The sequence below is a fragment of the Bacillus sp. CCB-MMP212 genome (assembly GCF_022748145.1).
Lineage (GTDB): Bacteria > Bacillota > Bacilli > Bacillales > Bacillaceae_G > Bacillus_A > Bacillus_A cereus.
Map to the genome: position 1 here is coordinate 99,888 of NZ_JALDQE010000001.1, position 19,919 is coordinate 119,806.

A 19,919-nucleotide genomic window follows, 5' to 3' on the forward strand; every position below is an offset into this window, starting at 1 on the left:
CCCCCTATTGTTTACGTTGGAAAGCAGCTATACAATCAAATTCTTCTTTCAAGCGATTGTAAAGTCGTTCATACATATAAAACATTTCTAAATATATAGCCGTATTTTCTTTATTCGGTACATGGTGATGGACAATATCAATCCAACCCTTTACCTCTTCAAGAGAATCAATTTTTCCTACAGCATATAAAGCAACTGCCGCTGCCCCAAGCGCAGATGCTTCATGACTTTCAGGTACAAACAATTCTTTTCCCATCATATCGGACAACATTTGTCTCCAAAATGCAGATTTTGCAAACCCTCCTGAAACTCGTATTTCAGTAAGTGGCCCTGTACAATCCCTGATTGCGAGTGCTACTGAATATACACTCATACAAACACCTTCCATCACTGCACGTATAAAATGTTCTCGTTTATGTTGAAGATTGATTCCAAAGAATGTACCACGAGCGTTTGCATTCCAGTAAGGTGCGCGTTCTCCAGATAAGAAAGGTAAGAACAATAGCCCATCCGCTCCAGCTGGTACGCTTTCTGCATATTTAATTAATAAATCATAAGGATCAATGCCGAGCTTTCTTGCTACTTCTTGCTCTGGACTACCAAATTCATCACGTAACCATCTCAGTAATATTCCGCCGTTATTCGTTGGACCACCGATTACCCAGTGCTCATCTGTTAATGCGTAACAAAACGTTCTCCCTTTCTCATCTGTATTTATATTTGATGAGATTGTTCGAACCGCACCACTCGTTCCAATCGTAATTGCAGCCGCACCCGGTGATATCGCACCAACTCCTACATTTGCAAGAACCCCATCACTTGCTCCGATGACAATTGGTGTCTCTGCACTTATCCCCATCTTCTGTGCTAATTCTGGCTTCATACCTGATAAAATATATGTAGTTGGTACAGGGGTTGATAATTGTTCTGGTGACATATGTAACATAGTCAAAACATCTTCATCCCAGTTTAATGTTTCTAAATTAAATAACCCTGTAGCAGAAGCAATCGAATAATCAACTACGTAGCGTGAAAATAATTGGTAAATCACATACTCTTTAATGGAAATGAATTTATAGGCACTTGTATATAACTCTGGTTCCTCTTCTTTCATCCATAACAATTTAGAAAGTGGTGACATCGGATGAATCGGTGTACCTGTACGTCTATAAATTTCATGCCCATTCATTTGTTGTAATAATTTTTCTGATTGCTTCGTACTTCGATTATCTGCCCAAATGATAGAACGCGTTAATGGCGCACCATTTTCATCTACTGCAATTAATGCGTGCATAGCTGTACTAATACCGATTGAAGAAATATCTTCTGGTAATACATTACCTTTTTCAATGGCAACGCTTACACTTTTGTATACAGCGGCACATATTACATCAGGATCTTGCTCAGCCCATCCTACATTCGGTTGAATAATTGGGTAATCGATTGCATGTGATGCAATGACTTTTCCTTTTTCTGTGAACACAACCGTTTTTGTACTTGTGGTACCGATATCAATCCCGATTACTCTCCCCCTTGTTTCCATGCGAATCTTCCCTTCATTTCTAGCAAAATACGATTTAGTAAACCGTTTACATGAATTAGTATATAAAATATTTTTTCGTTTATCAAGTTATAAAAAGAAAATTTTTTTCACAATAAAAAGTAAATCCCCTCATTCCATTTCACTTATATACTAAATTTAGCTTTTCCGTGCGGTAAAATTACGTTATCTTCTTTACGCAATACACTCTTTCCTCTCATTAACAACACATACATAGTCCTCCATACGTTCTACTCATTTGCATGAAAAAGCGTTGAAAAGCAATATTCATTTTTAGGGATCACGTTACATAACCATCAAGCCAAGAAAAGTAACTACCCGCAGAATGAGAATTCTGTGCATTTTGCTCTTGTTTATTGTTTTAGATTCACTAGTCCTTTTATCTTGATAAACATAGAGCGCGGCCCCCCTGCTATCACTTTTTTATCTTGTAAATATATCTTACATACTATAAAATTTAATAGTATTTTTATTTTTCAGAAAAATAAAACAATAATATAGAATTTATTGTATAATGTTGTAAAAAGATGTCGGAGGGATTTAATGTTAAATAAAATATCTCAATTCACAATTAAGCTTTCATCAATTCTTTTATCACTCTTACTATTATTAAATTTACCTTATTTATTTATCACTCAACAAGGGTTTACCTTTCAACCAATTTATTTTTTTAATCAGATCGTTACCATGTTAAAACAGGTCTTCTCCCCTGAATCATTAGTGATTATAGGATCAGACCCGAAGTTTGGCCATTTCAAAAAAACACCATTATTTCCAACTGTTTTAGAACCTTACCTATATTCATTTACTATATTATTTTTAGCCTTTTTTCTTGCTCTCTTTTTATCATCTAGCACGGCATTTTTTTATTTTTTAGCAAAAGATTATATAAAAAAATGGATAAACCGAATTGTGTTCATATTAGAAGCTGTCCCTGATATGATGATGATGATTTGTTTACAAATATTTTTCATATGGGTACTTCAGAAATTTGGGGAATCTCCTGTCACTATTATTTCTTTTAATGAAAATCGAGCTTATTTACTCCCTATTTTATCATTAGCTGTCTTACCTACATTACAAATGTTTCGGATGATGGTGTTATACATAAAAGAAGAACAAGGAAAACATTACGTAGAGGTTGCATATGGAAAAGGCCTTTCATCAAGTTATATACTCTGCATTCATTTATTCAAAAATATATCTATCCACTTCTTTCACCATTTAAAAACGATTTTTGTTTTCTTACTTTCTAATTTATTCATTTTAGAATTTGTTTTTAATATGGAAGGCATTATTCAATTTCTATTTAATAAGGCGTTTGTTTCACCTCCCGCTGCATTTATCATACTTGTTATGATTATTTTACCGTTTTATGCCCTTTTCCACATAGTCTCATTCATGATGAATAGATGGAAAAAGCAATTGAAAGGAGTAACCTTATGAAATCTATTTGGAAATCAAAACGCTTTTTAATCGGCTTTACTTATCTATTCATACTTATTTCAGCTAGTTTTATTTATAGTTGGTTCTTTAAAGATAACATCCCAAAACCTCCTCAGTTACTTTACAATGACAATAACGAATTACTTGGAAAGGCCCCCTTTCCGCCTTCGTTAATTCCACCTTTTGGATCTGATCGTTTTGGAGAGTCTGTTTTCTTACAAATTGTAGAAGGAGCAAAATTCACTATTTTATTAGCCGTGGCAATTAGCTTCTTTCGAATTTTATGCGGAACATGTATAGGAATCCTCTTAAGTTTATTTGCTCCAAAACTCAAGAGATTTTTCCAGTCATGCTCAGAAGTTTTTTATTATATTCCAACTCTATTTATCGCATTCATACTCATCACGCCCGTTAATATTATAATCACATCAAATGCTGATGGGGTAGATCCAAATATTTCATTTACGTTTTATCAAGTACTCGTACTTATTTTCGTCGCTCTGCCTACACTTTCTTTATACATATCTTCAGAGGTTGATGAATTTATGAAACAAGATTACATCTTAAGTTCACAATTACTGGGGGCTAGTCGTTTTCATATTATTAAAAAACACTTACGAGTCTTATTACTTGACCGCTTATTTGTATTATTTATGGAACATATTGTCCAAACACTCATACTCGTTATCCATTTAGCGTTGCTTAACATTGTAATTGGCGGCATACAAATGCGTGAACTCTATGACGGAGTGCTCAAACCTGTTTCTCTATCTAATGATTGGGCAGGCCTTATTGGATTAAATCGTAATGAAATGAATCTTTCATGGTGGATTATTTTTTATACTCTCGCTTCATTCTTTATTACGATTCTATTTATTAAGCTTATGACCATCGGGATTCAAGATGCACTGAAAGCAAGAGATTCGCAAATTGTAGCAATTCAAAACGTTCCAGATCATAAAAAATTTGTTAAACATAAAGATTCTTTTTCGTTTGCAAATAAAGTAAACCTTTAATCATTTCTCATTAATCAAGTATTAATTGGCATCGATATTAGTAGAAAATAAAAAAGATGATCCCTATTAAATACAGGGATCATCTTTTTATGCCGTCTAACTTTTTTTACATGTCCTGTGCTAGACTCACAATTTTTATATTTAAAGTGAATTATTTGCAATTACAATTATGTTTTTTAAAATCAATTACCATACGCCCTTGAATTCTACCTTGTTCCATTTCTTCGAATACATTTTGTACTTTATCTAGCGAACAAGTTTGAACAACCGGCACTACTTTTCCTTCTGCCCCGAACATAAACGCCTCTTCCAAATCTTTACGAGTACCAACTAGTGAACCAACTACTTCAATTCCATCTAGTACAAGTCGCGGGATGTTTAAGTCCATTGTTTCTACTGGTAGCCCTACTGCAACTACTTTACCGCAAGCACGTACTGCATCAACTGCTGAGTTAAAGGCTACTTTAGAGACTGCTGTTACTACCGCAGCATAAGCGCCACCAAATTCCTCTTGCACAATTTTATCAGCAGGACCTTGAGAAATTGAGTTGATAGTCATATCAGCACCAACTTCTTTCGCTAAGGCTAATTTGTCGTCATTAATGTCTACTGCGATTACCTTTGCACCAAATACATTTTTAGCATATTGGATAGCTAAGTTACCTAATCCACCGCAGCCATAGATTACAATAGGTTGACCAGGTTTAATATCTGATACTTTAATAGCTTTATATGTAGTTACACCAGCACATGTAATTGATGATGCTTGAGCAGGATCTAATCCTTCTGGTACTTTTACCGCATAATCAGCTGTAACGATACATTGTTCAGCCATACCACCATCTACTGAATAACCTGCGTTTTTAACTTCACGGCAAAATGTTTCTCTACCAGTTACGCAATATTCACAACGTCCACAAGATTGGAACATCCATGCAATACTTACACGGTCACCTATCTTTAGCGAATTAACATCATCAGCTATTTTCGTAACAATACCTACACCCTCATGACCAAGAATACGGCCATCAGTGTTACCAAAATCATGATTCGCAACGTGTAAATCAGTGTGGCAAACTCCACAATACTCTACATCTACTAACGCTTCGCCTGAGCGTAACGGACGTAATTCTTTTTCAATCACTTCGATGTTTGCTTTGCTGTTTTTATTAACCACTACTGCTTTCATATGTGATCTCCCCTTTATTGTTTTAGCCTTTTAATGAGTTTATCTCACAACTACTTTCCTCACTACTTTGGCTAGTTATTGTACCAAATTTAAGTGTTCAATCATCATTACATCTTCATCATAACATGACACTTCATAAACAGCTTGTGAAATTATGAACAATATTTGAATTATTACACAAATCGGTCTTTATTTTAAATTTTTAAAAATGAGAGTTTATCACTGACTATAAGTAAGTCATACATTTCTAAAAGAAAATAAAGTAACAAACTTCTCATCGATAAAAAAGCTCTTCACTCAATATTTTCTATATTTAAACACTTAGTTTCACAGTAATAGCCTTTACCGCCAACATAAACTTTTTCTATTTTATTTTTGCTATTGGTTGCTAATTTAACTAATATTTCGGAAGGCGAGTGTAAAGAATAACCTTGTTCAAATACATAGACTTCTTTTTGCAAATAGTGCTGTTCATAAAGGTAGCAAGCTAATGCACCGTTTGAAGTTCCAGTCGCTGCTTCTTCATTAATGTCGTATAGTGGAGCAAAATTTCTGCATATAATTCGATTGTCATTAAAAGTATATAGATGCATCCCAACAACATTATAATACTTGCTGATTTCTTTAATTTTTTCAAAATTAGGTTGCAGTGCATGTAATTGTGTTTCGCTTTTTATAGGAATTAAAATATCTTTTAAGCCCGTGGAGACAATTTGGATTGGGTATTTATTGTCTATATCTTTAATGTCAAAACAGTCGGTGAACTCATTTGGAGATACAACATCATAGAATATCGGTTTATTTTGTTCCATGAATATGATGTCATCTGTTATGGTAATAGTAAGAACACCGCTGTTCGTTTCAATCGTATAGCGATTCTTGAAAATTTTATTTAAATGCATCAGTATCGCGAAAGAGCCAATTGTGGCATGACCACATAAATCAACTTCTTCTTTTGGAGTAAAATACTCAAATTTATAATCAGCAATTTCAGATTCTGATATAAATGCGGTTTCCGCATAACCCAGTTGTTTCGCTATTGTCTTTTTTTGAGTAGTGGTCAATGTATTTGTATTCTCAATAAATACCACTCCTGCTTTATTTCCGCCTTTATGATCCTTGCTAAATGCACTTGCAACATAAACAGATATTTTCATAAGACACCTTCCTCGCCTATAGTAAATTTCAATATAATAATTACTATATATAAATATAATCGGATAAATTATCAATAAAACAAGAGACAAACTATTTTTTTAGCATTTGAACTCTCCAAAAATAGTTTGTCTACAGTCTGAAAGCACTTCATTTGAAGAGCTTTTTTTATATTCGCTTCATCGAAATCGTTTCACGTATACTTTGTAAATTTTTTAGTGTTTCTTCTTGTCGCTGCAACGACAACCCTACATACAAAGTATCTAATAAGCTTAACTGTGCTAATCGTGATGAACTTGCTTCTGTGCGGAACTCAGTCTCACGTGTTGATGTATATAACGTAATATCAGCAAGTTGACTTAATGCTGATTTCTTATAGCTCGTAATCGCAATAATTTTGGCCCCTCTTGCTTTCGCTACTTCTAACGCTTCAAGTAACCCTTTATTGCTACCAGAATGAGAAATGCCAATAACAACTGAATTTTCCGAGAGTAAACCTGCTCCCATAATTTGAAAATGCGAATCAGTATGAGCGATACAAGAAATACCCGTTCTCATAAACTTATGATACGCATCCATCGCAATAATACCAGAGCCACCATTTCCATAAAACTCAATTCGACTTACTTCTTGCAAAGCTCGTACAGCCTGCTCAAGTGCTGTTTCATTTAGCAAATGTAAAGTATCTTGCAGTCCTGTAATATGCGAATGAAAAACTTTTTTAGCAACAGTTACCATACTATCTTCTGCTGATACCTCTTCATGAATATTTTGCATCGGTGTATGTACAATTTCACGAGCTAATGTAATCTTTAAATCTTGAAAACCTTGCAAACCAAGGTGTTTACATAAGCGGAATATCGTCGCTTCGGAACTACTCGTAACTTCAGCTAATTCTGTAATAGATTTATGTACAACATCTTGTGGATGTTTCAAAATATGTTCGGCAATACTTCGCAATTTCGGTGATAAACCATTCAACGAAGCCTGAATCTTTCCAATCCCACTCCTTGTACCAGGCATAGCATATCCTCCTCTTCTATCGTAGCTTTATCCTGTAAAAACCGATTAGTTTAACTTTATTGTACCTAATTATTGAAAGAAGAAAAACCTATATTAGGGATTACTATAGATTTTAATTGCTCCTATGTATTCTGTCATACGATGTAACAGAATTATTCATACTTATGAATAATTCTCCCCATGTTTCACTGCGTATAATGCGGCTTGCGTACGATCATCCACTTCCAATTTAGCTAAAACGTTTGAAACGTGTGTTTTTACAGTTTGTTCTGTAATATGAAGTTCTGCTGCAATCTCCTTGTTGCTTCTTCCTTTCGCAATTTCGCGAAGTACCTCTTGCTCTCTTTTCGTTAACATTGAAAAAGGATTTTCTATTTCCTTCTTTACTGCGGTACGCCCCATTAATGCAGGTGTTACTTTCGGGTGAAAATTCGCATTTCCTTGATGTACTGCAATAATAGAAGCGACAAGTTGCTCAGGTTGTACTTCTTTTAATTGATAACCATCTGCTCCAGCTTCAAGTGCTGGTAGAACATAATCTTGCTCTGAAAAACTACTTAATATAAGTACCTTTATCGTCTCATCGTATTGCTTTAGACATTTTGTTGCCTCAATTCCATCCATTTTCGGCATCGATACATCCATTAGTACGACATCCGGTCTTTCTTTTTGCACGAAATGTAATGCCTCTTCGCCATTTTCCGCTTCCCCAATAATTTCAAATTCTTCTCTCGTTTTCAAAAAGAATACAAGTCCTCTTCGAACGATATGATGATCCTCAACTAGTAGCAATTTAATCTTCAATCTTATTCTCCCCTTCAAATCGGCAATTGAATTTCTATTTTTGTACCCTTTCTCAGCTCTGTTATAATTTGAAACGACCCCTTCATTAACTGAATACGTTCCTTCATACTTTTCAGGCCAAGTGCTGACTCCCTTACTTGCTCTTGTATAAATCCTATTCCATTATCTTCTATGTAAAAATGTAACTGGTTATTTTCTATTTTCAAAAGAACATATACCTTTTCACACGAAGCATGCTTTTTACAATTATGTAGCGCCTCTTGGCTAATACGCCATAAAACTTCTTCTATTTCATCCCCAATTGAAACCATCCCATCAATTCGAACTTCCACTTGAACTCCTAATAACTTCCCGTAATTTTGAATTGCTTCTGCTAACCCTTTCTCTAATCCTTCAGGTCTTAATTGCCAAATTAATAGAGTCATCTCTTGTAATGCTTCTTGTGATAATTCTCCAATATAACTTAACATCTCTTGCAATTCTCTATCTTGCGTCATATTCAGAGTACCTTTCGCTGTTAGCATAATAGAAAATAACAATTGTTTTACTGAATCATGCAAATCACGTGCAAGTCGATTTCTTTCCGCTACCACTACATATTTACGTTCTTTCTCAACTAACTGAATACGTTGTATTGTCGTTCCAATTTGAAATGCAATTGATTCTAATAATGCTAACTCTTCCTCTGAAAAATGAGTCTTATGAGGCGCAGCCACATTTAGTAGACCAAATTTTTCTGATCCAGACCTAAGCGGAATTGTCGCATGATGTGTAACATCTTCTGTCTCTCCCCAATTACATTCAATTGCATCTTCTATTCGCTTACATTCAATAATATTAGTCGCTTTTTCTAATCTCCCATTCACAAAACGTTCTACACACCAACAGTTTCCTTCACACATCGGCTTCTTCTCTTGCCACGTAAGAGCCTCTGGTAAATTTTCGTCTACAAGCATGCTATGCTTTCCACTTTCATCAATAAAGAATATCCACCCTGTTTGTAAATTCATTACTTGTAACAATGTATGCAACACTTTTTCTAACATATCCTGTAAGTTTGTTGCTTCATTTAATAATTCAGCAATTTCTTTTAATGCTTCTAAACGATGCATCTCTTTTTCTTCAAAGTTCATTCTCATCACCAACTACAATTATAACATTAAGAAATTTCTAAATTCTATAAATAAAAAAAGAACCAAATCTCTTCAGCCCTTTCTTTATATCAATCATTTTATTATTGTTATTCTATCCAATGTTGGAATCAGAATTTTTGTTAACAAACGATTCTACTTTAGCTGTCCGATAAAGATTTTCCACCATGGATATGCTGTAAATTTTCAGTAGTAACAACCATATTCGCTGCTGGCATTTGCACTTGATTCTTATGAAACATAGACATTAATTCAAATCTTACTTGTCTAGAAGTTTCAAAATAATCTTCTGGCTTTATTAAACCTGTAATACAAAATTCATAGCCAACATATTTCAAGTTAGGATTTAAGTCTGTAACACCGACGTATTTAAATGGTTCAACAGCGTCATCCTCTACTCTATAAAGAGTTTGATCCAATTTTTCATTGCATATAACACATACTTCTTCTAACAATTCCTTCACTCTTGTTGGATCTTCCTGATAACTTACCGTGATGCGTTCAATTACACGCATCCATCCTTTATTAAAATTTTGTATCGTTCTAATCTCTCCGTGCGGGATGGTAAGTAGTTTTCCTGACCATTCACGTATTTGCATAAAACGAATACTAATCTCTTCAATAGTTCCTGAATTTGTTCCGTTAAAAGTTACAAAATCACCAACTCGAAACTCTTTGTCCGCTAATCTTGCAAAGCCTAATATTACATCTTTTAGCATCTGTTGTGCTGCAAAACCGATGACAACTCCAGCTATCCCTGCACCTGCAATAATACTTTTTATATCTACAAATTGGCTAATTAAATATATGATAAGACTGATGATAATAATATATCTAAAAATAGATCGAATTACACTTTGAATCGTCTGCTCTACCTCTTCATCAAAAAAGCTTGATTTCCTAAAAAACCAATCAATAATACGGTTTATTACAAACGAAATAATGATTAAAACTAAAGCAAATAGTAAAAATCTTAAAAGTAAAAACTCCCTTACATAATTAAAAAATTCTTCAGTATACGTTAATAAACTCATCCATCCACTTCCTTAACTAATAAAAATTCTATACAAAGCTGCTATATTTTTAAAATTCATTAGACATTCTTCTATAAATATACCCTTTTTCATAACCTAAAGGGAGCTAGCAATTGAATTTTTTTATGACTTCACTTTAAGACTACACAACCCACCCTAATAAAGGGAAATATTTACATGATATCGAATAGTTCATTTGAAAATATTATTACTCACGAGGGTTACAAGCAATGGGATATATTGAAGAACTAAGCGAAGTTGTTGGATCAAGACCGCTTAATTTAGCAGGCGTTGCGGTAGCTGTTTTCAATGAACAAGGACAAATACTACTACAACAAAGGTGAAATGGCATGTGGGGCGTTCCAGGAGGTTTTGTAGAACTTGGTGAATCTATAGAAGCAGCTGGAAGACGAGAAGTACTTGAAGAAACCGGAATCGAAATTGGTACACTTCAGCTAGCAACTGTGTTTTCAGGTAAAGAATGTTTTGTGAATTTACCGAACGGAGATGAATTTTCCCCTATAACAATCGCTTACCTTTGCAAAGATATTACAGGTGGCTTGCTAAAAGCTGATGGAGTCGAATCATTACATGTACAATTTTTTAATGTAAATGAGCTACCACAAAATATTAGCCCATTCATAAAAAAATTAATTGAACAAAATGTCGTCTCAGTTTAAACGCAAAAAAGAGACCTTTTTAAAGGCCTCTTTTTCATTTCACTTCTGCATGTAAACAAGATTTAAAATGTCCAAGTGCAAATTCATGCCCTTGCGCATTAAAAGATGCAACTGCCTTTTCATAAACAACAATTTTAAATCCTTTATTATAAGCGTCTACTGCTGTGTGAAGAACACAAATATCAGTACAAACACCTACAAGATGAACTTCTTCTATTCCTCTTTCTCTTAACTTCATTTCTAAGTCGGTTCCTGCAAATGCACTATATCGTGTTTTATCCATGTAATATACATTTTCAGCATTATTATATGTTTCGTATACATCTTGTAATTCCCCAAACAAATCTCTTCCACTTGTACCAGCTATATTATGGGGTGGGAATAATTTTGATTCTGGATGATATACATCATTTTTTTCATGTTTATCAATCGCAAAGACAACGTAATCTCCATTTTCAATATATTGCGTCGTTATATGTACAATTTCCTTCTCAATTTCTTGACCTGGTTTTCCGCAAGTTAAAGCACCTTTTTCCGCTACAAAATCATATGTATAATCAATATTAATAAGAGCTCGTTTCATAACTACTATCTCTCCTTCTTCTGTTTCACAGTAAACAATAGAAAATTTGTTATTACGACATCGTATGTACTATTCGACATTTCAAATGAAATACCTACATTTTTCTTGTAAAACTTACCTTAATTCGAGTTTATCATAAAGTGAAACTTTAATCATTGGAGAGTTTGTTCATCTCCAATGATTATTAGTTAAACCAATCGGACAGTTGATCTCCCACCTAATCTCCTCACATATACCGATTTTTAAGGCGAGGTCTTACTGCCCATAAATGCGGGATATAATAGATACACAATGGTAAAACAACTAGCTCCTATTACTAAGTCATGAATTTGGTAATTAAACGTAATTTGAATCACCTCTTGTATCGTAAACCAAATTACTGCCATCATTATACTAATCAAGACGATACGAATACACCGATTTACATCTTCAACCTCTTTCTCTGTCATAGTAGTAGCAAGTGATTTCTTCCTATTTAATCGTATTAGAAAACGAAACAAGTTATTTACTCTTGCACACTCTAGTCCAAATAAAAAAGCACACTACTTTTTTGAGTAATGTACTTTTTATTCTTATTAAGACGCAGGCTTTGTCTCAAATGTTGCTTGATTAAAACTAATAACCTTTCCTTTCGGGTCATTGTTTTCATACTGAACTGCAGTAATCGTATGACTACCTGTTTCAAGCGTCTTTTCTTTTAATTGTACTGTTGTCTGCGTTGTACTAGTTACTTGATGTCTATCTGTATACATTTGATCTACAAATATGAAGGTTTCTTTATCACTTTGAAAATTAGAAAGTTCTAATTCAACTTGCTGAATTAAAGTATCCTTTTTAATGAATACAGTCGGTATATTGCCATTTTCAGAAGTACCATCTGGAGTAATAACTTTTACTTTCCCTTCTCCAATTGACATTGCACCTTCAGGAAATACAACCATATTCTCATCACTTGCGTTTACAACTTGTTCTTCCTGTTTTGATTGCGCGTCCTCTTTTTCCTGTGGAGCACCGCAACCTACTAATAACAATACAGACAATCCAGTGATTATGAATTTTTTCAAAATTCATCCCCCCTGTCATTTGATTATAATTTATTATACAAAAATAACTTTTAAATTTTAAGACAACTTTTAAAACTTTTATGAACATATAGAAGCTTGCTCACGATTAATGTATCATACTTTCCTTAATAGAACATTAATTTTTTTTATGAAATAAATAGTAATTCCTTCTTATTTATCATTTTAGCCCAACAAATCGATATAATACCCGCTCAAAAATAAAAAGACATTGATATGTCCAATGTCTTTTCTATGTAGCACTTTAAAAAACAAATGTTGTGATTTCTTCTACTTCTTTTCTTGGAAGTTTTTTTGGCTTATCTTTCGGAAATCCTAGTGAAATAACCATATTTATTTGTTTTTCAGGCTCAATTTGTAAATATTGGCGCAGTTCATCTTGAGCTAGCAATACTGGCCCTGTCATTGGACAAGTACCAAGTCCCTTTGCATGTGCAGCTAACATTAAGTTTTGTGCCGCTAAACAGCTACTCTTAATCCCTTCTTCTTCCCAAACTGAATCTGGAACAAAAGCAATTGGATCAAATATCTTTTCACGGAACTTTGATTCATATGGTGTTGCCAAACATACGATTAATACTGGTGCCTCCGAGAAAGCTGTTGCATATGGTCCGAAAGAACGTGTAAGTAATTTCCCTGCTTTCTCTTCTCCATTTTCTGCTGCTTTTGCCGCAAGTTTATGTAATGCATCCCATGTCATTTGTTCAATTTCTTTAATCTTCTCTCGATTCATAATAACTAAGAATTCCCACGTCTGTGAATTCGTATCACTCGGTGCGTAACGCGCACAATCAATTATTTCTTTTATATCATTAGTAGATACTTCTTGATCTGTAAACTTTCTAACACTTCGTCTTCCGTGAATTACTTCTTTAAAATCTTCATAATTCATATATTAAATCCCCTTTTTACAGCGTTTTCAAAACTTGTCCTATGCTTGAATTATATCATGAAAAAAAGCCGGAAGAATACCAGCTTTTTTCTTCATGATTAATTTGTCACTTTAAACAAACGAATACTCTCTTCATATGCAGCTTGTAATTTTTTCGTAATTGGTCCTCTTTCACCAGCTCCAAACTGTTCATCACCAATTTGAACGACTGGGAATATTTCAAGTGGCGTCGCTGTAAAGAAGCACTCATCAGCTTCATATACTTCTTGTAATAAAAACTCTCGTTCTTCTACTTCGATATGTAACTCTGTCGCTAATGTAATCACGTAGTGACGTGTAATACCATGTAAAATGAAATGATCCGCTGGATGTGTAATTAACTTATTATTTTTCACGATAAAGAAATTGGAATGACATCCTTCAGTCACAATACCACCTCGTACTAATATTGCTTCTTGATACCCTTGTTCATTTATTTTGTTTTTGATCATGATATTAGGAAGCAAATTTAAAGATTTTATATGGCAAAACTTCCACCTGATGTCCTCTTCTACTGTTACCTTAATCCCTGCCTCCATTGAAGCAACTGGTCTTGGGAACGAAACAAGATTTGCAAAATATGTCGGTTGTAAATCTGATTCATATACATGATTGCGCGGTTGTGCACCTCTTGATATTTGTAAATATACATTTCCATCTTCTTGAAATTGATTTTTTTCAATCATTTGATATAACTCTTCTACTAATTCTTCCTTCGTAAATGGTGGAATTAGTTTTATTTCTGCCATAGAGTTAAAGAATCGTTCTAAATGTAAATCTAATAAATGAGGCTTGCCATCGTATAGTCTAAATACTTCATAAATACCATCACCAAATTGGAAACCGCGCTCTTCTAATGCGACCATCGGCTGTTCTTCCTTCGTATTAATCATTCTCCCATTAAACAAGATCCAATCTTTATGAGTAGCTTTCATTCTTCCCCACTCCTTTATCACATGATTGATTTTATTGTACAACTTATGTCACCCCGAAAGAAGGAATTTTCTGTATTTTCACAAATGAAAAATACATCACTTCGTAAAAGTGATGTATTTTATCATTTATTTAAGGAAATATTTTTCAATATCATCTAACATAAGGTTCGCAGCTTTAATACCGCCTGCTGTATTCCAGATTACCTCATCTACTTGGAATACTTTATTATTTTTAGAAGCCTGTAGTTGCTTAAAGAGTGGATCTTCTGTCCATTCCTTTGCTAACGAATTTCCTTCATTATTCTTATCTGCATCTTTATCAGACGTGAAATAGAATAAGTAGTCTCCGTCCATATTTGGAATTTGCTCTTTTGTAATTCCTTTTATCGCAAAATCATCTTTATCTTGTAATGGTGGTCGTTTAAATCCAATATCATTTAAAACAACTCCCGAGAATGAGTTTTTTTGATAAATACGAACATCACCTGGCACGAAACGAATAATAGAAACTTTAGAATTCAATTTATCTCCTAACTTCTCTTTCATTCCTTCAATACGTTTTTTATAATCATCAAGAGCTTTTTGCCCTTCTTTTTCTCTATTTACAGCTTTTGTATAAAGCGTAAAGTTTTCTTTCCAATCACCGCGTAATGTTTCTGCATAAACAGTTGGTGCGATTTCTTTTAGCTGATCATATATTTTTTCGTGACGCATTTTATTTCCGATAATTAAATCTGGCTTAAGCTTCATTACAGCCTCTAAATTAATATCACGTTCAGTTCCTACAACTTCCGTATTTTTTAACTCTTTCGCTACATGAGGATACCATTCATCACCAGCACGTGGTTTTGTAGTCCCCACTGGAGTTACGCCCACAGCTAGAAGAGCCTCTGCACCTTCATTCGTTAAAACAACAACTTTTTTAGGTGTACCATTTACTGTCGTTTCGCCCATTGCATGCTTTACCGTATATGAATCTTTTGCTTTCGCTGATATATCATTTTCCTTTTTCTCTTCTTTACTACATCCTGCAATTACAACCATGAGTATCATAATGCAGAACATAATTAGTTTTTTAGTATGTATCATATGTCCTCCCTAGATGAAATCGATTATCATTAACAATTAAAGATTAATGTATCCTACATACATTGTCAATGTATATCAGAAAACTTTTTTAATATATACTATTTAGATTCTATCCGCTTTTCTAATGTTTCTTTTTAAAACATAGTGCATAAGTATGAAAATAAATGTTGTTATTAAAATGCGTACCCTTGTTATACATAACAAAGATACGCATCCATATTGCATTATCATTTTAATTGCTAATATTGAGTATACTTAATATACGATGGATCATTATATACCCACTGCTTTCCACCAAGGTTTAACCAACCATTTTCATTTATATATACTAAATAAGATTCTGGAGAATTTAATTGGCGGATAACTGCAGATGTAGTTGATGGACCACTTCTTAAATTTACATTCATCCCTTGTATATATGCAACCCCAATCGGACTTCCATCACTGTTACTTGTCTTTACAAAATTAATGTAAGAAGGATCATTATACACCCATTGTCCATTCCCCAAATCTAACCATCCGTTACTTTCCTGATATACAACGTAAGATTCTGGAGAATTTAATTGACGAATAACTGAGGAAGAAGTTGATGGACCATTTCTTAAATTTACATTTTTCCCAAGGATATAAGCGATTCCCTTCGTTTGAGGTGTCGGTTGTGGGTTAGGAGGTTGTGGATTTGGAGATACTCCAAAAATAGCCGCTATTCCATTCGCATACGCTTGACTTAGATCTTCAATAAATTGTGGATTTTTTAATAAATTTGCATCAAACGTTGTATCAATAAAGGCAGTCTCAGTTAAAATTGCATCCATTGCGGTTTCTCTTAATACCGCATAATTTTCTTTTTTTGCTCCTCGATCACGAAGACCGTATTTTGTTAATACAGGATTTACTGCTGTATGCATCTTTTGTTGCTTTGCATATGCAGTGCTGCTGTTGGATAACGCATTATAAATATAGCTTTCAAAACCTGTACCCCCGCCGCTATTAATATGAAATGAAATAAAATAATCCGCACCAAAAGCATTGGCAATATTAGCACGTTCCGATAAAGAAATAAACACATCACTATCACGTGTCATTTTAATTGTAATTGGGTAATTTACCGTTAAAATGTCTCGAACGCGTCTAGCAATTTGAAGTGTTAAGTTTTTTTCTACTAAACCATTACCAACAGCACCAGAATCATATCCACCGTGCCCTGCGTCTATAACAAGTTTCATTTTATTGCCCCGCCCCTTTCTTGTAATATGTTTGCATTGCTACTCGTCCTATTTTATGTGAAATGTACAAGTTCTGTTACAATTACAAATAAAAAAAACGCCTTATGTAAGGCGTTTTCTATCATCTTGCTTTAACCAATTTAAAATAAATATATACGATTGATAGTGAACATAACGTATGCAAAATAAAATAAATAAAAGTGTTATTCCAGCACCACTATAAAGTAAACCGAACTTTAAAAAAACATTCACAAGTGGTGGAAAGTTCATTAGATTTTGTAATGTACTAAGCATACAAAACATAATGAAAAAGACAGGGACGTATTGTAATTCATACGGCTTTTTTTTCTTACTCATTCTTTTCCGAATGAGTATATGACATAATTCTGCTACTATAAAGCACCCTCCAATTAATACAAGACCAGAAGTCATCGTCATACATCCACCTGCCTTATATTTATTTTATCGCATAAGTAATCATCGTTATATTTTCTTTACATACTCTTCATCTTCTGAAGTAAAACCAAAACTCTCTATGAAAGACTTCGCCTTTTCTTTTAATTCCTCTTGTAGCACTTTTATTTCTTTCACATTTCTTTGTTTCATCATTTCTTCAAATGTAAAATACGTATTTGCACCATAACCGTAACCTTGGTAATCAAAATGAATAATTAGCTGTGATAAAACAGCTCGTTCCTCTTGAACACTATAATCTATTACACCAATATATGTATCATCAACTTTCACACAGTACTGTACCTTTTTCTCACCTAAACTATGCGATTTAAACATTTCTTTAACAACGCTTTCATTTTCTACATTAACTTTCTCAAACGTAATCATATGTTGTCCATCCTTTTACTATTATTGTATCAATAATACTTCCTATTTATGAAAAAAACCTTAAGACCGTATGCGATCTTAAGGTTTTTCTAATTAAACTAAGCTATACGCACGTTTTGTTTCTTCATGGAACTTATTCGTATCGTATTTATGCTCAACATAAATTTGGTGCCATACCATAAACGCAAGGACAGTCCAAATTTTACGGCTATAATCGCCTTTATCTGCACAATGTGCTTCCAGTAAGTTTAATACATACTGTTTGTCGATTAAATGCTCTGTTTTACTCTCGTTTATAATATTGATAGCCCAATCATGCATTTCGTCTTTTAACCAGTGACGAATTGGTACTGGGAATCCAAGTTTTTTACGATCTAATACGTGATCTGGAACGATTCCGCGTGCTGCTTCACGTAAAATAGCTTTCGTAGTTCCGTTAGCAATCTTAAATTCAGTTGGAATTTTAGATGCAACATCGAATACTTCTTTATCTAAGAACGGTACACGAAGTTCTAATGAGTTTGCCATTGTCATTTTATCAGCTTTTAATAAAATGTCACCACGTAACCATGTGAACATGTCAATGTACTGCATTTTGCTTACATCATCATAATCTTTAATCTCGTTATACAATGGTTTCGTGATATCCATATAGTTAACACTTTCATTGTAATACTTCATTAATTCAACTTTCTCTTCTTCACGGAAGATTTTCGCGTTTCCATAGTAACGCTCTTCAATTGGCGTACATCCACGCTCTAGGAAGCTCTTACCTTTAAATCCTTCTTTAAGAGCACCACTTAATGCTTTTAGAACGCTCTTACCTGGGCTAGGAATGTAAGAGAACATTTTTAGTGAGTTTGGCTCACGATAAATGTTATAACCACCAAATAGCTCGTCTGCACCTTCACCTGAAAGAACAACTGTTACATGCTTACGTGCTTCTTTTGCAACGAAGTACAATGGTACAGCTGCTGGATCTGCTAAAGGATCATCCATATGCCAAATGATTTTTGGGAACTCATCCATAAACTCTTTCGCTGAAATGAAGACGTTATGGTTTTTAACGCCTAATTTCTCAGCAGTTTCTTTGGCAACATCAACTTCACTGAAACCACGTTGTTCAAAACCAATAGAGAATGTTAAAAGATTTGGATTCATTTCTCTTGCGATAGAAGCGATAATAGATGAATCGATACCACCAGATAAGAATGAACCTACTGGTACATCACTGCGCATATGCACTTTTACTGAATCGTATAACACATCACGAATTGCTTGGATATGCTCCTCTTTCGTTGCGCTTGAAGCATTGAAATAAGGTTTCCAGTAGCGATGGATCTCCATCTCTTTACCGATTTCTTTTACGAAATAATGACCAGGCTCGATTTTATTAACATCAATTGTTAATGTTTCTGGCTCTGGACCATATTGGTACGTAAAGTAATGTTGTAGTGACGTTGGATTAACTCCTTTATCTTCCATCACATGCATAATACTTTTCTTCTCAGATGCGAAGAATGTAGTATCACCTTGTTGTGCAACGTATAAAGGTTTAATACCGAAGTGGTCACGTGCACCGAAAAGTTTCTTCTCTTCACGATCCCAAATCATAAATGCAAACATACCACGAAGATAGTCTACACATTTTTCTTTCATATGTGCATACAATGCAATGATAACTTCTGTATCAGATTGTGTTGCAAACGTTGCACCTTTTTCAAGTAACATTTCACGTAATTCTACATAGTTGTAAATTTCACCATTAAAAATAATTACATATCGATCATTTTCATAAGTTAGCGGCTGATGTCCTGCCTCTAAGTCAATGATACTTAAACGGCGGAAGCCAAATTGTACATGTTCATCACGAAAATATCCTTCGTCATCTGGACCACGGTGGAAAATCATCGTGTTCATATTTTCAAATTGATGTTTTTCTGTTTCTGAAAACTCTCTAGGGTTTTCACATAAACATCCTACAAAACCACACATACTTCTTACCCTCTTTCGGTTTTCATTCTGTTTCTATACTACTATATCAACCCTATTTATACTAGCATAATCAACTGAATATGGCGACCAAAAACTATAAAAAAATCACTCCATTTCACATTTTTAACAATTTTTTATGAAAACATGAAAACTAGGCACTCACCTTTCTCCGCTTT

19 protein-coding genes and 1 pseudogene are annotated in these 19,919 nt (G+C 34.0%); 3 read left to right on the forward strand and 17 right to left on the reverse strand.

The genetic code is table 11. From position 1 onward, the window contains the following. Window positions 1-4: 4 nt before the first annotated feature. Window positions 5-1,543 (reverse strand): gluconokinase, encoded by a 1,539-nt coding sequence (gene gntK, locus MRP26_RS00485; RefSeq protein ID WP_069355533.1) that lies wholly within the window; start codon window positions 1,541-1,543, stop codon window positions 5-7. A 561-nt stretch (window positions 1,544-2,104) separates the two neighbouring features. Here gntK and MRP26_RS00490 point away from each other — a divergent pair. Together MRP26_RS00490 and MRP26_RS00495 are read left to right on the forward strand one after the other, a co-directional pair. Next, window positions 2,105-3,007 (forward strand): ABC transporter permease subunit, encoded by a 903-nt coding sequence (locus MRP26_RS00490; RefSeq protein WP_242805827.1) that lies wholly within the window; start codon window positions 2,105-2,107, stop codon window positions 3,005-3,007. Further along, window positions 3,004-4,023, forward strand: a complete 1,020-nt coding sequence (locus MRP26_RS00495) for an ABC transporter permease (protein WP_000836567.1) — start codon at window positions 3,004-3,006, stop codon at window positions 4,021-4,023. Before MRP26_RS00490 ends, MRP26_RS00495 begins: the two co-directional genes overlap by 4 nt. Before the next feature lie 151 nt (window positions 4,024-4,174). Here MRP26_RS00495 and adhP read toward each other — a convergent pair whose 3' ends face one another. The 6 genes from adhP to MRP26_RS00525 all read right to left on the reverse strand — a co-directional run bounded on the left by adhP (window position 4,175) and on the right by MRP26_RS00525 (window position 10,379). Then, window positions 4,175-5,212 carry an alcohol dehydrogenase AdhP gene (adhP, locus tag MRP26_RS00500; protein ID WP_089170917.1) on the reverse strand — a complete coding sequence of 346 codons (1,038 nt, stop codon included), beginning with the start codon at window positions 5,210-5,212 and terminating at the stop codon, window positions 4,175-4,177. 293 nt (window positions 5,213-5,505) lie between these two features. After that, window positions 5,506-6,369: a PhzF family phenazine biosynthesis protein gene (locus MRP26_RS00505; protein WP_088023295.1), complete on the reverse strand. Its 864-nt coding sequence runs from the start codon at window positions 6,367-6,369 to the stop codon at window positions 5,506-5,508. Between the two features lie 166 nt (window positions 6,370-6,535). Next, window positions 6,536-7,390 carry a MurR/RpiR family transcriptional regulator gene (locus MRP26_RS00510; protein WP_069355529.1) on the reverse strand — a complete coding sequence of 285 codons (855 nt, stop codon included), beginning with the start codon at window positions 7,388-7,390 and terminating at the stop codon, window positions 6,536-6,538. A 162-nt stretch (window positions 7,391-7,552) separates the two neighbouring features. Continuing rightward, window positions 7,553-8,194 carry a two-component system response regulator CasR gene (casR, locus tag MRP26_RS00515; protein ID WP_242805828.1) on the reverse strand — a complete coding sequence of 214 codons (642 nt, stop codon included), beginning with the start codon at window positions 8,192-8,194 and terminating at the stop codon, window positions 7,553-7,555. A gap of 14 nt (window positions 8,195-8,208) precedes the next feature. Beyond that, the gene (gene casK / locus MRP26_RS00520; RefSeq protein WP_069355527.1) at window positions 8,209-9,327 is read right to left on the reverse strand and encodes a two-component system sensor histidine kinase CasK; all 1,119 of its coding nucleotides are present in this window, start codon (window positions 9,325-9,327) and stop codon (window positions 8,209-8,211) included. Window positions 9,328-9,485: 158 nt separating this feature from the next. Beyond that, a complete protein-coding gene (locus MRP26_RS00525; RefSeq protein ID WP_069355526.1) occupies window positions 9,486-10,379 on the reverse strand; it encodes a mechanosensitive ion channel family protein in 894 nt (297 codons plus the stop codon). 230 nt (window positions 10,380-10,609) lie between these two features. Here MRP26_RS00525 and MRP26_RS00530 point away from each other — a divergent pair. Then, window positions 10,610-11,059: pseudogene (locus tag MRP26_RS00530) on the forward strand (NUDIX hydrolase). 34 nt (window positions 11,060-11,093) lie between these two features. On the opposite strand, the gene MRP26_RS00535 reads toward MRP26_RS00530, so the two are convergent. The 10 genes from MRP26_RS00535 to asnB form a co-directional block, all read right to left on the reverse strand. Then, complete coding sequence (locus tag MRP26_RS00535; protein WP_242805829.1) at window positions 11,094-11,642, reverse strand: cysteine hydrolase family protein; 549 nt, start codon at window positions 11,640-11,642, stop codon at window positions 11,094-11,096. Window positions 11,643-11,884: 242 nt separating this feature from the next. Beyond that, window positions 11,885-12,091: a hypothetical protein gene (locus MRP26_RS00540; RefSeq protein WP_242806009.1), complete on the reverse strand. Its 207-nt coding sequence runs from the start codon at window positions 12,089-12,091 to the stop codon at window positions 11,885-11,887. A 126-nt stretch (window positions 12,092-12,217) separates the two neighbouring features. After that, on the reverse strand, window positions 12,218-12,706 hold the full coding sequence (locus MRP26_RS00545; protein ID WP_000713495.1) for a putative periplasmic lipoprotein: 489 nt from the start codon (window positions 12,704-12,706) through the stop codon (window positions 12,218-12,220). Window positions 12,707-12,968: 262 nt separating this feature from the next. After that, window positions 12,969-13,616, reverse strand: a complete 648-nt coding sequence (locus MRP26_RS00550) for a nitroreductase family protein (protein ID WP_053564602.1) — start codon at window positions 13,614-13,616, stop codon at window positions 12,969-12,971. 98 nt (window positions 13,617-13,714) lie between these two features. Next, on the reverse strand, window positions 13,715-14,590 hold the full coding sequence (gene dat, locus MRP26_RS00555) for a D-amino-acid transaminase (RefSeq protein ID WP_242805830.1): 876 nt from the start codon (window positions 14,588-14,590) through the stop codon (window positions 13,715-13,717). A 126-nt stretch (window positions 14,591-14,716) separates the two neighbouring features. Further along, complete coding sequence (locus tag MRP26_RS00560) at window positions 14,717-15,679, reverse strand: ABC transporter substrate-binding protein (RefSeq protein ID WP_053564604.1); 963 nt, start codon at window positions 15,677-15,679, stop codon at window positions 14,717-14,719. Between the two features lie 239 nt (window positions 15,680-15,918). Then, window positions 15,919-16,905 carry an N-acetylmuramoyl-L-alanine amidase gene (locus MRP26_RS00565; RefSeq protein ID WP_075719999.1) on the reverse strand — a complete coding sequence of 329 codons (987 nt, stop codon included), beginning with the start codon at window positions 16,903-16,905 and terminating at the stop codon, window positions 15,919-15,921. A gap of 102 nt (window positions 16,906-17,007) precedes the next feature. Continuing rightward, entirely contained in the window at window positions 17,008-17,337 is a 330-nt protein-coding gene (locus tag MRP26_RS00570; protein ID WP_000200465.1) for a hypothetical protein, read from the reverse strand. Window positions 17,338-17,388: 51 nt separating this feature from the next. After that, on the reverse strand, window positions 17,389-17,748 hold the full coding sequence (locus MRP26_RS00575) for a GNAT family N-acetyltransferase (RefSeq protein WP_242805831.1): 360 nt from the start codon (window positions 17,746-17,748) through the stop codon (window positions 17,389-17,391). A gap of 93 nt (window positions 17,749-17,841) precedes the next feature. Next, complete coding sequence (asnB, locus tag MRP26_RS00580) at window positions 17,842-19,743, reverse strand: asparagine synthase (glutamine-hydrolyzing) (protein WP_000333826.1); 1,902 nt, start codon at window positions 19,741-19,743, stop codon at window positions 17,842-17,844. Window positions 19,744-19,919: the final 176 nt, after the last annotated feature.

Excerpts from the sequence above, each read along its gene's own strand:
- gntK (WP_069355533.1), bottom strand. The coding sequence starts at position 1,543 with ATGGAAACAAGGGGGAGAGTAATCGGGATTGATATCGGTACCACAAGT.
- MRP26_RS00505 (WP_088023295.1), bottom strand. The coding sequence starts at position 6,369 with ATGAAAATATCTGTTTATGTTGCAAGTGCATTTAGCAAGGATCATAAA.
- MRP26_RS00495 (WP_000836567.1), top strand. The coding sequence starts at position 3,004 with ATGAAATCTATTTGGAAATCAAAACGCTTTTTAATCGGCTTTACTTAT.
- MRP26_RS00550 (WP_053564602.1), bottom strand. The coding sequence starts at position 13,616 with ATGAATTATGAAGATTTTAAAGAAGTAATTCACGGAAGACGAAGTGTT.
- MRP26_RS00540 (WP_242806009.1), bottom strand. The coding sequence starts at position 12,091 with ATGACAGAGAAAGAGGTTGAAGATGTAAATCGGTGTATTCGTATCGTC.
- adhP (WP_089170917.1), bottom strand. The coding sequence starts at position 5,212 with ATGAAAGCAGTAGTGGTTAATAAAAACAGCAAAGCAAACATCGAAGTG.
- asnB (WP_000333826.1), bottom strand. The coding sequence starts at position 19,743 with ATGTGTGGTTTTGTAGGATGTTTATGTGAAAACCCTAGAGAGTTTTCA.
- dat (WP_242805830.1), bottom strand. The coding sequence starts at position 14,590 with ATGAAAGCTACTCATAAAGATTGGATCTTGTTTAATGGGAGAATGATT.
- MRP26_RS00510 (WP_069355529.1), bottom strand. The coding sequence starts at position 7,390 with ATGCCTGGTACAAGGAGTGGGATTGGAAAGATTCAGGCTTCGTTGAAT.
- MRP26_RS00575 (WP_242805831.1), bottom strand. The coding sequence starts at position 17,748 with ATGATTACGTTTGAGAAAGTTAATGTAGAAAATGAAAGCGTTGTTAAA.
- MRP26_RS00525 (WP_069355526.1), bottom strand. The coding sequence starts at position 10,379 with ATGAGTTTATTAACGTATACTGAAGAATTTTTTAATTATGTAAGGGAG.
- MRP26_RS00570 (WP_000200465.1), bottom strand. The coding sequence starts at position 17,337 with ATGACTTCTGGTCTTGTATTAATTGGAGGGTGCTTTATAGTAGCAGAA.
- casK (WP_069355527.1), bottom strand. The coding sequence starts at position 9,327 with ATGAACTTTGAAGAAAAAGAGATGCATCGTTTAGAAGCATTAAAAGAA.
- MRP26_RS00490 (WP_242805827.1), top strand. The coding sequence starts at position 2,105 with ATGTTAAATAAAATATCTCAATTCACAATTAAGCTTTCATCAATTCTT.
- MRP26_RS00535 (WP_242805829.1), bottom strand. The coding sequence starts at position 11,642 with ATGAAACGAGCTCTTATTAATATTGATTATACATATGATTTTGTAGCG.
- MRP26_RS00565 (WP_075719999.1), bottom strand. The coding sequence starts at position 16,905 with ATGAAACTTGTTATAGACGCAGGGCACGGTGGATATGATTCTGGTGCT.
- MRP26_RS00560 (WP_053564604.1), bottom strand. The coding sequence starts at position 15,679 with ATGATACATACTAAAAAACTAATTATGTTCTGCATTATGATACTCATG.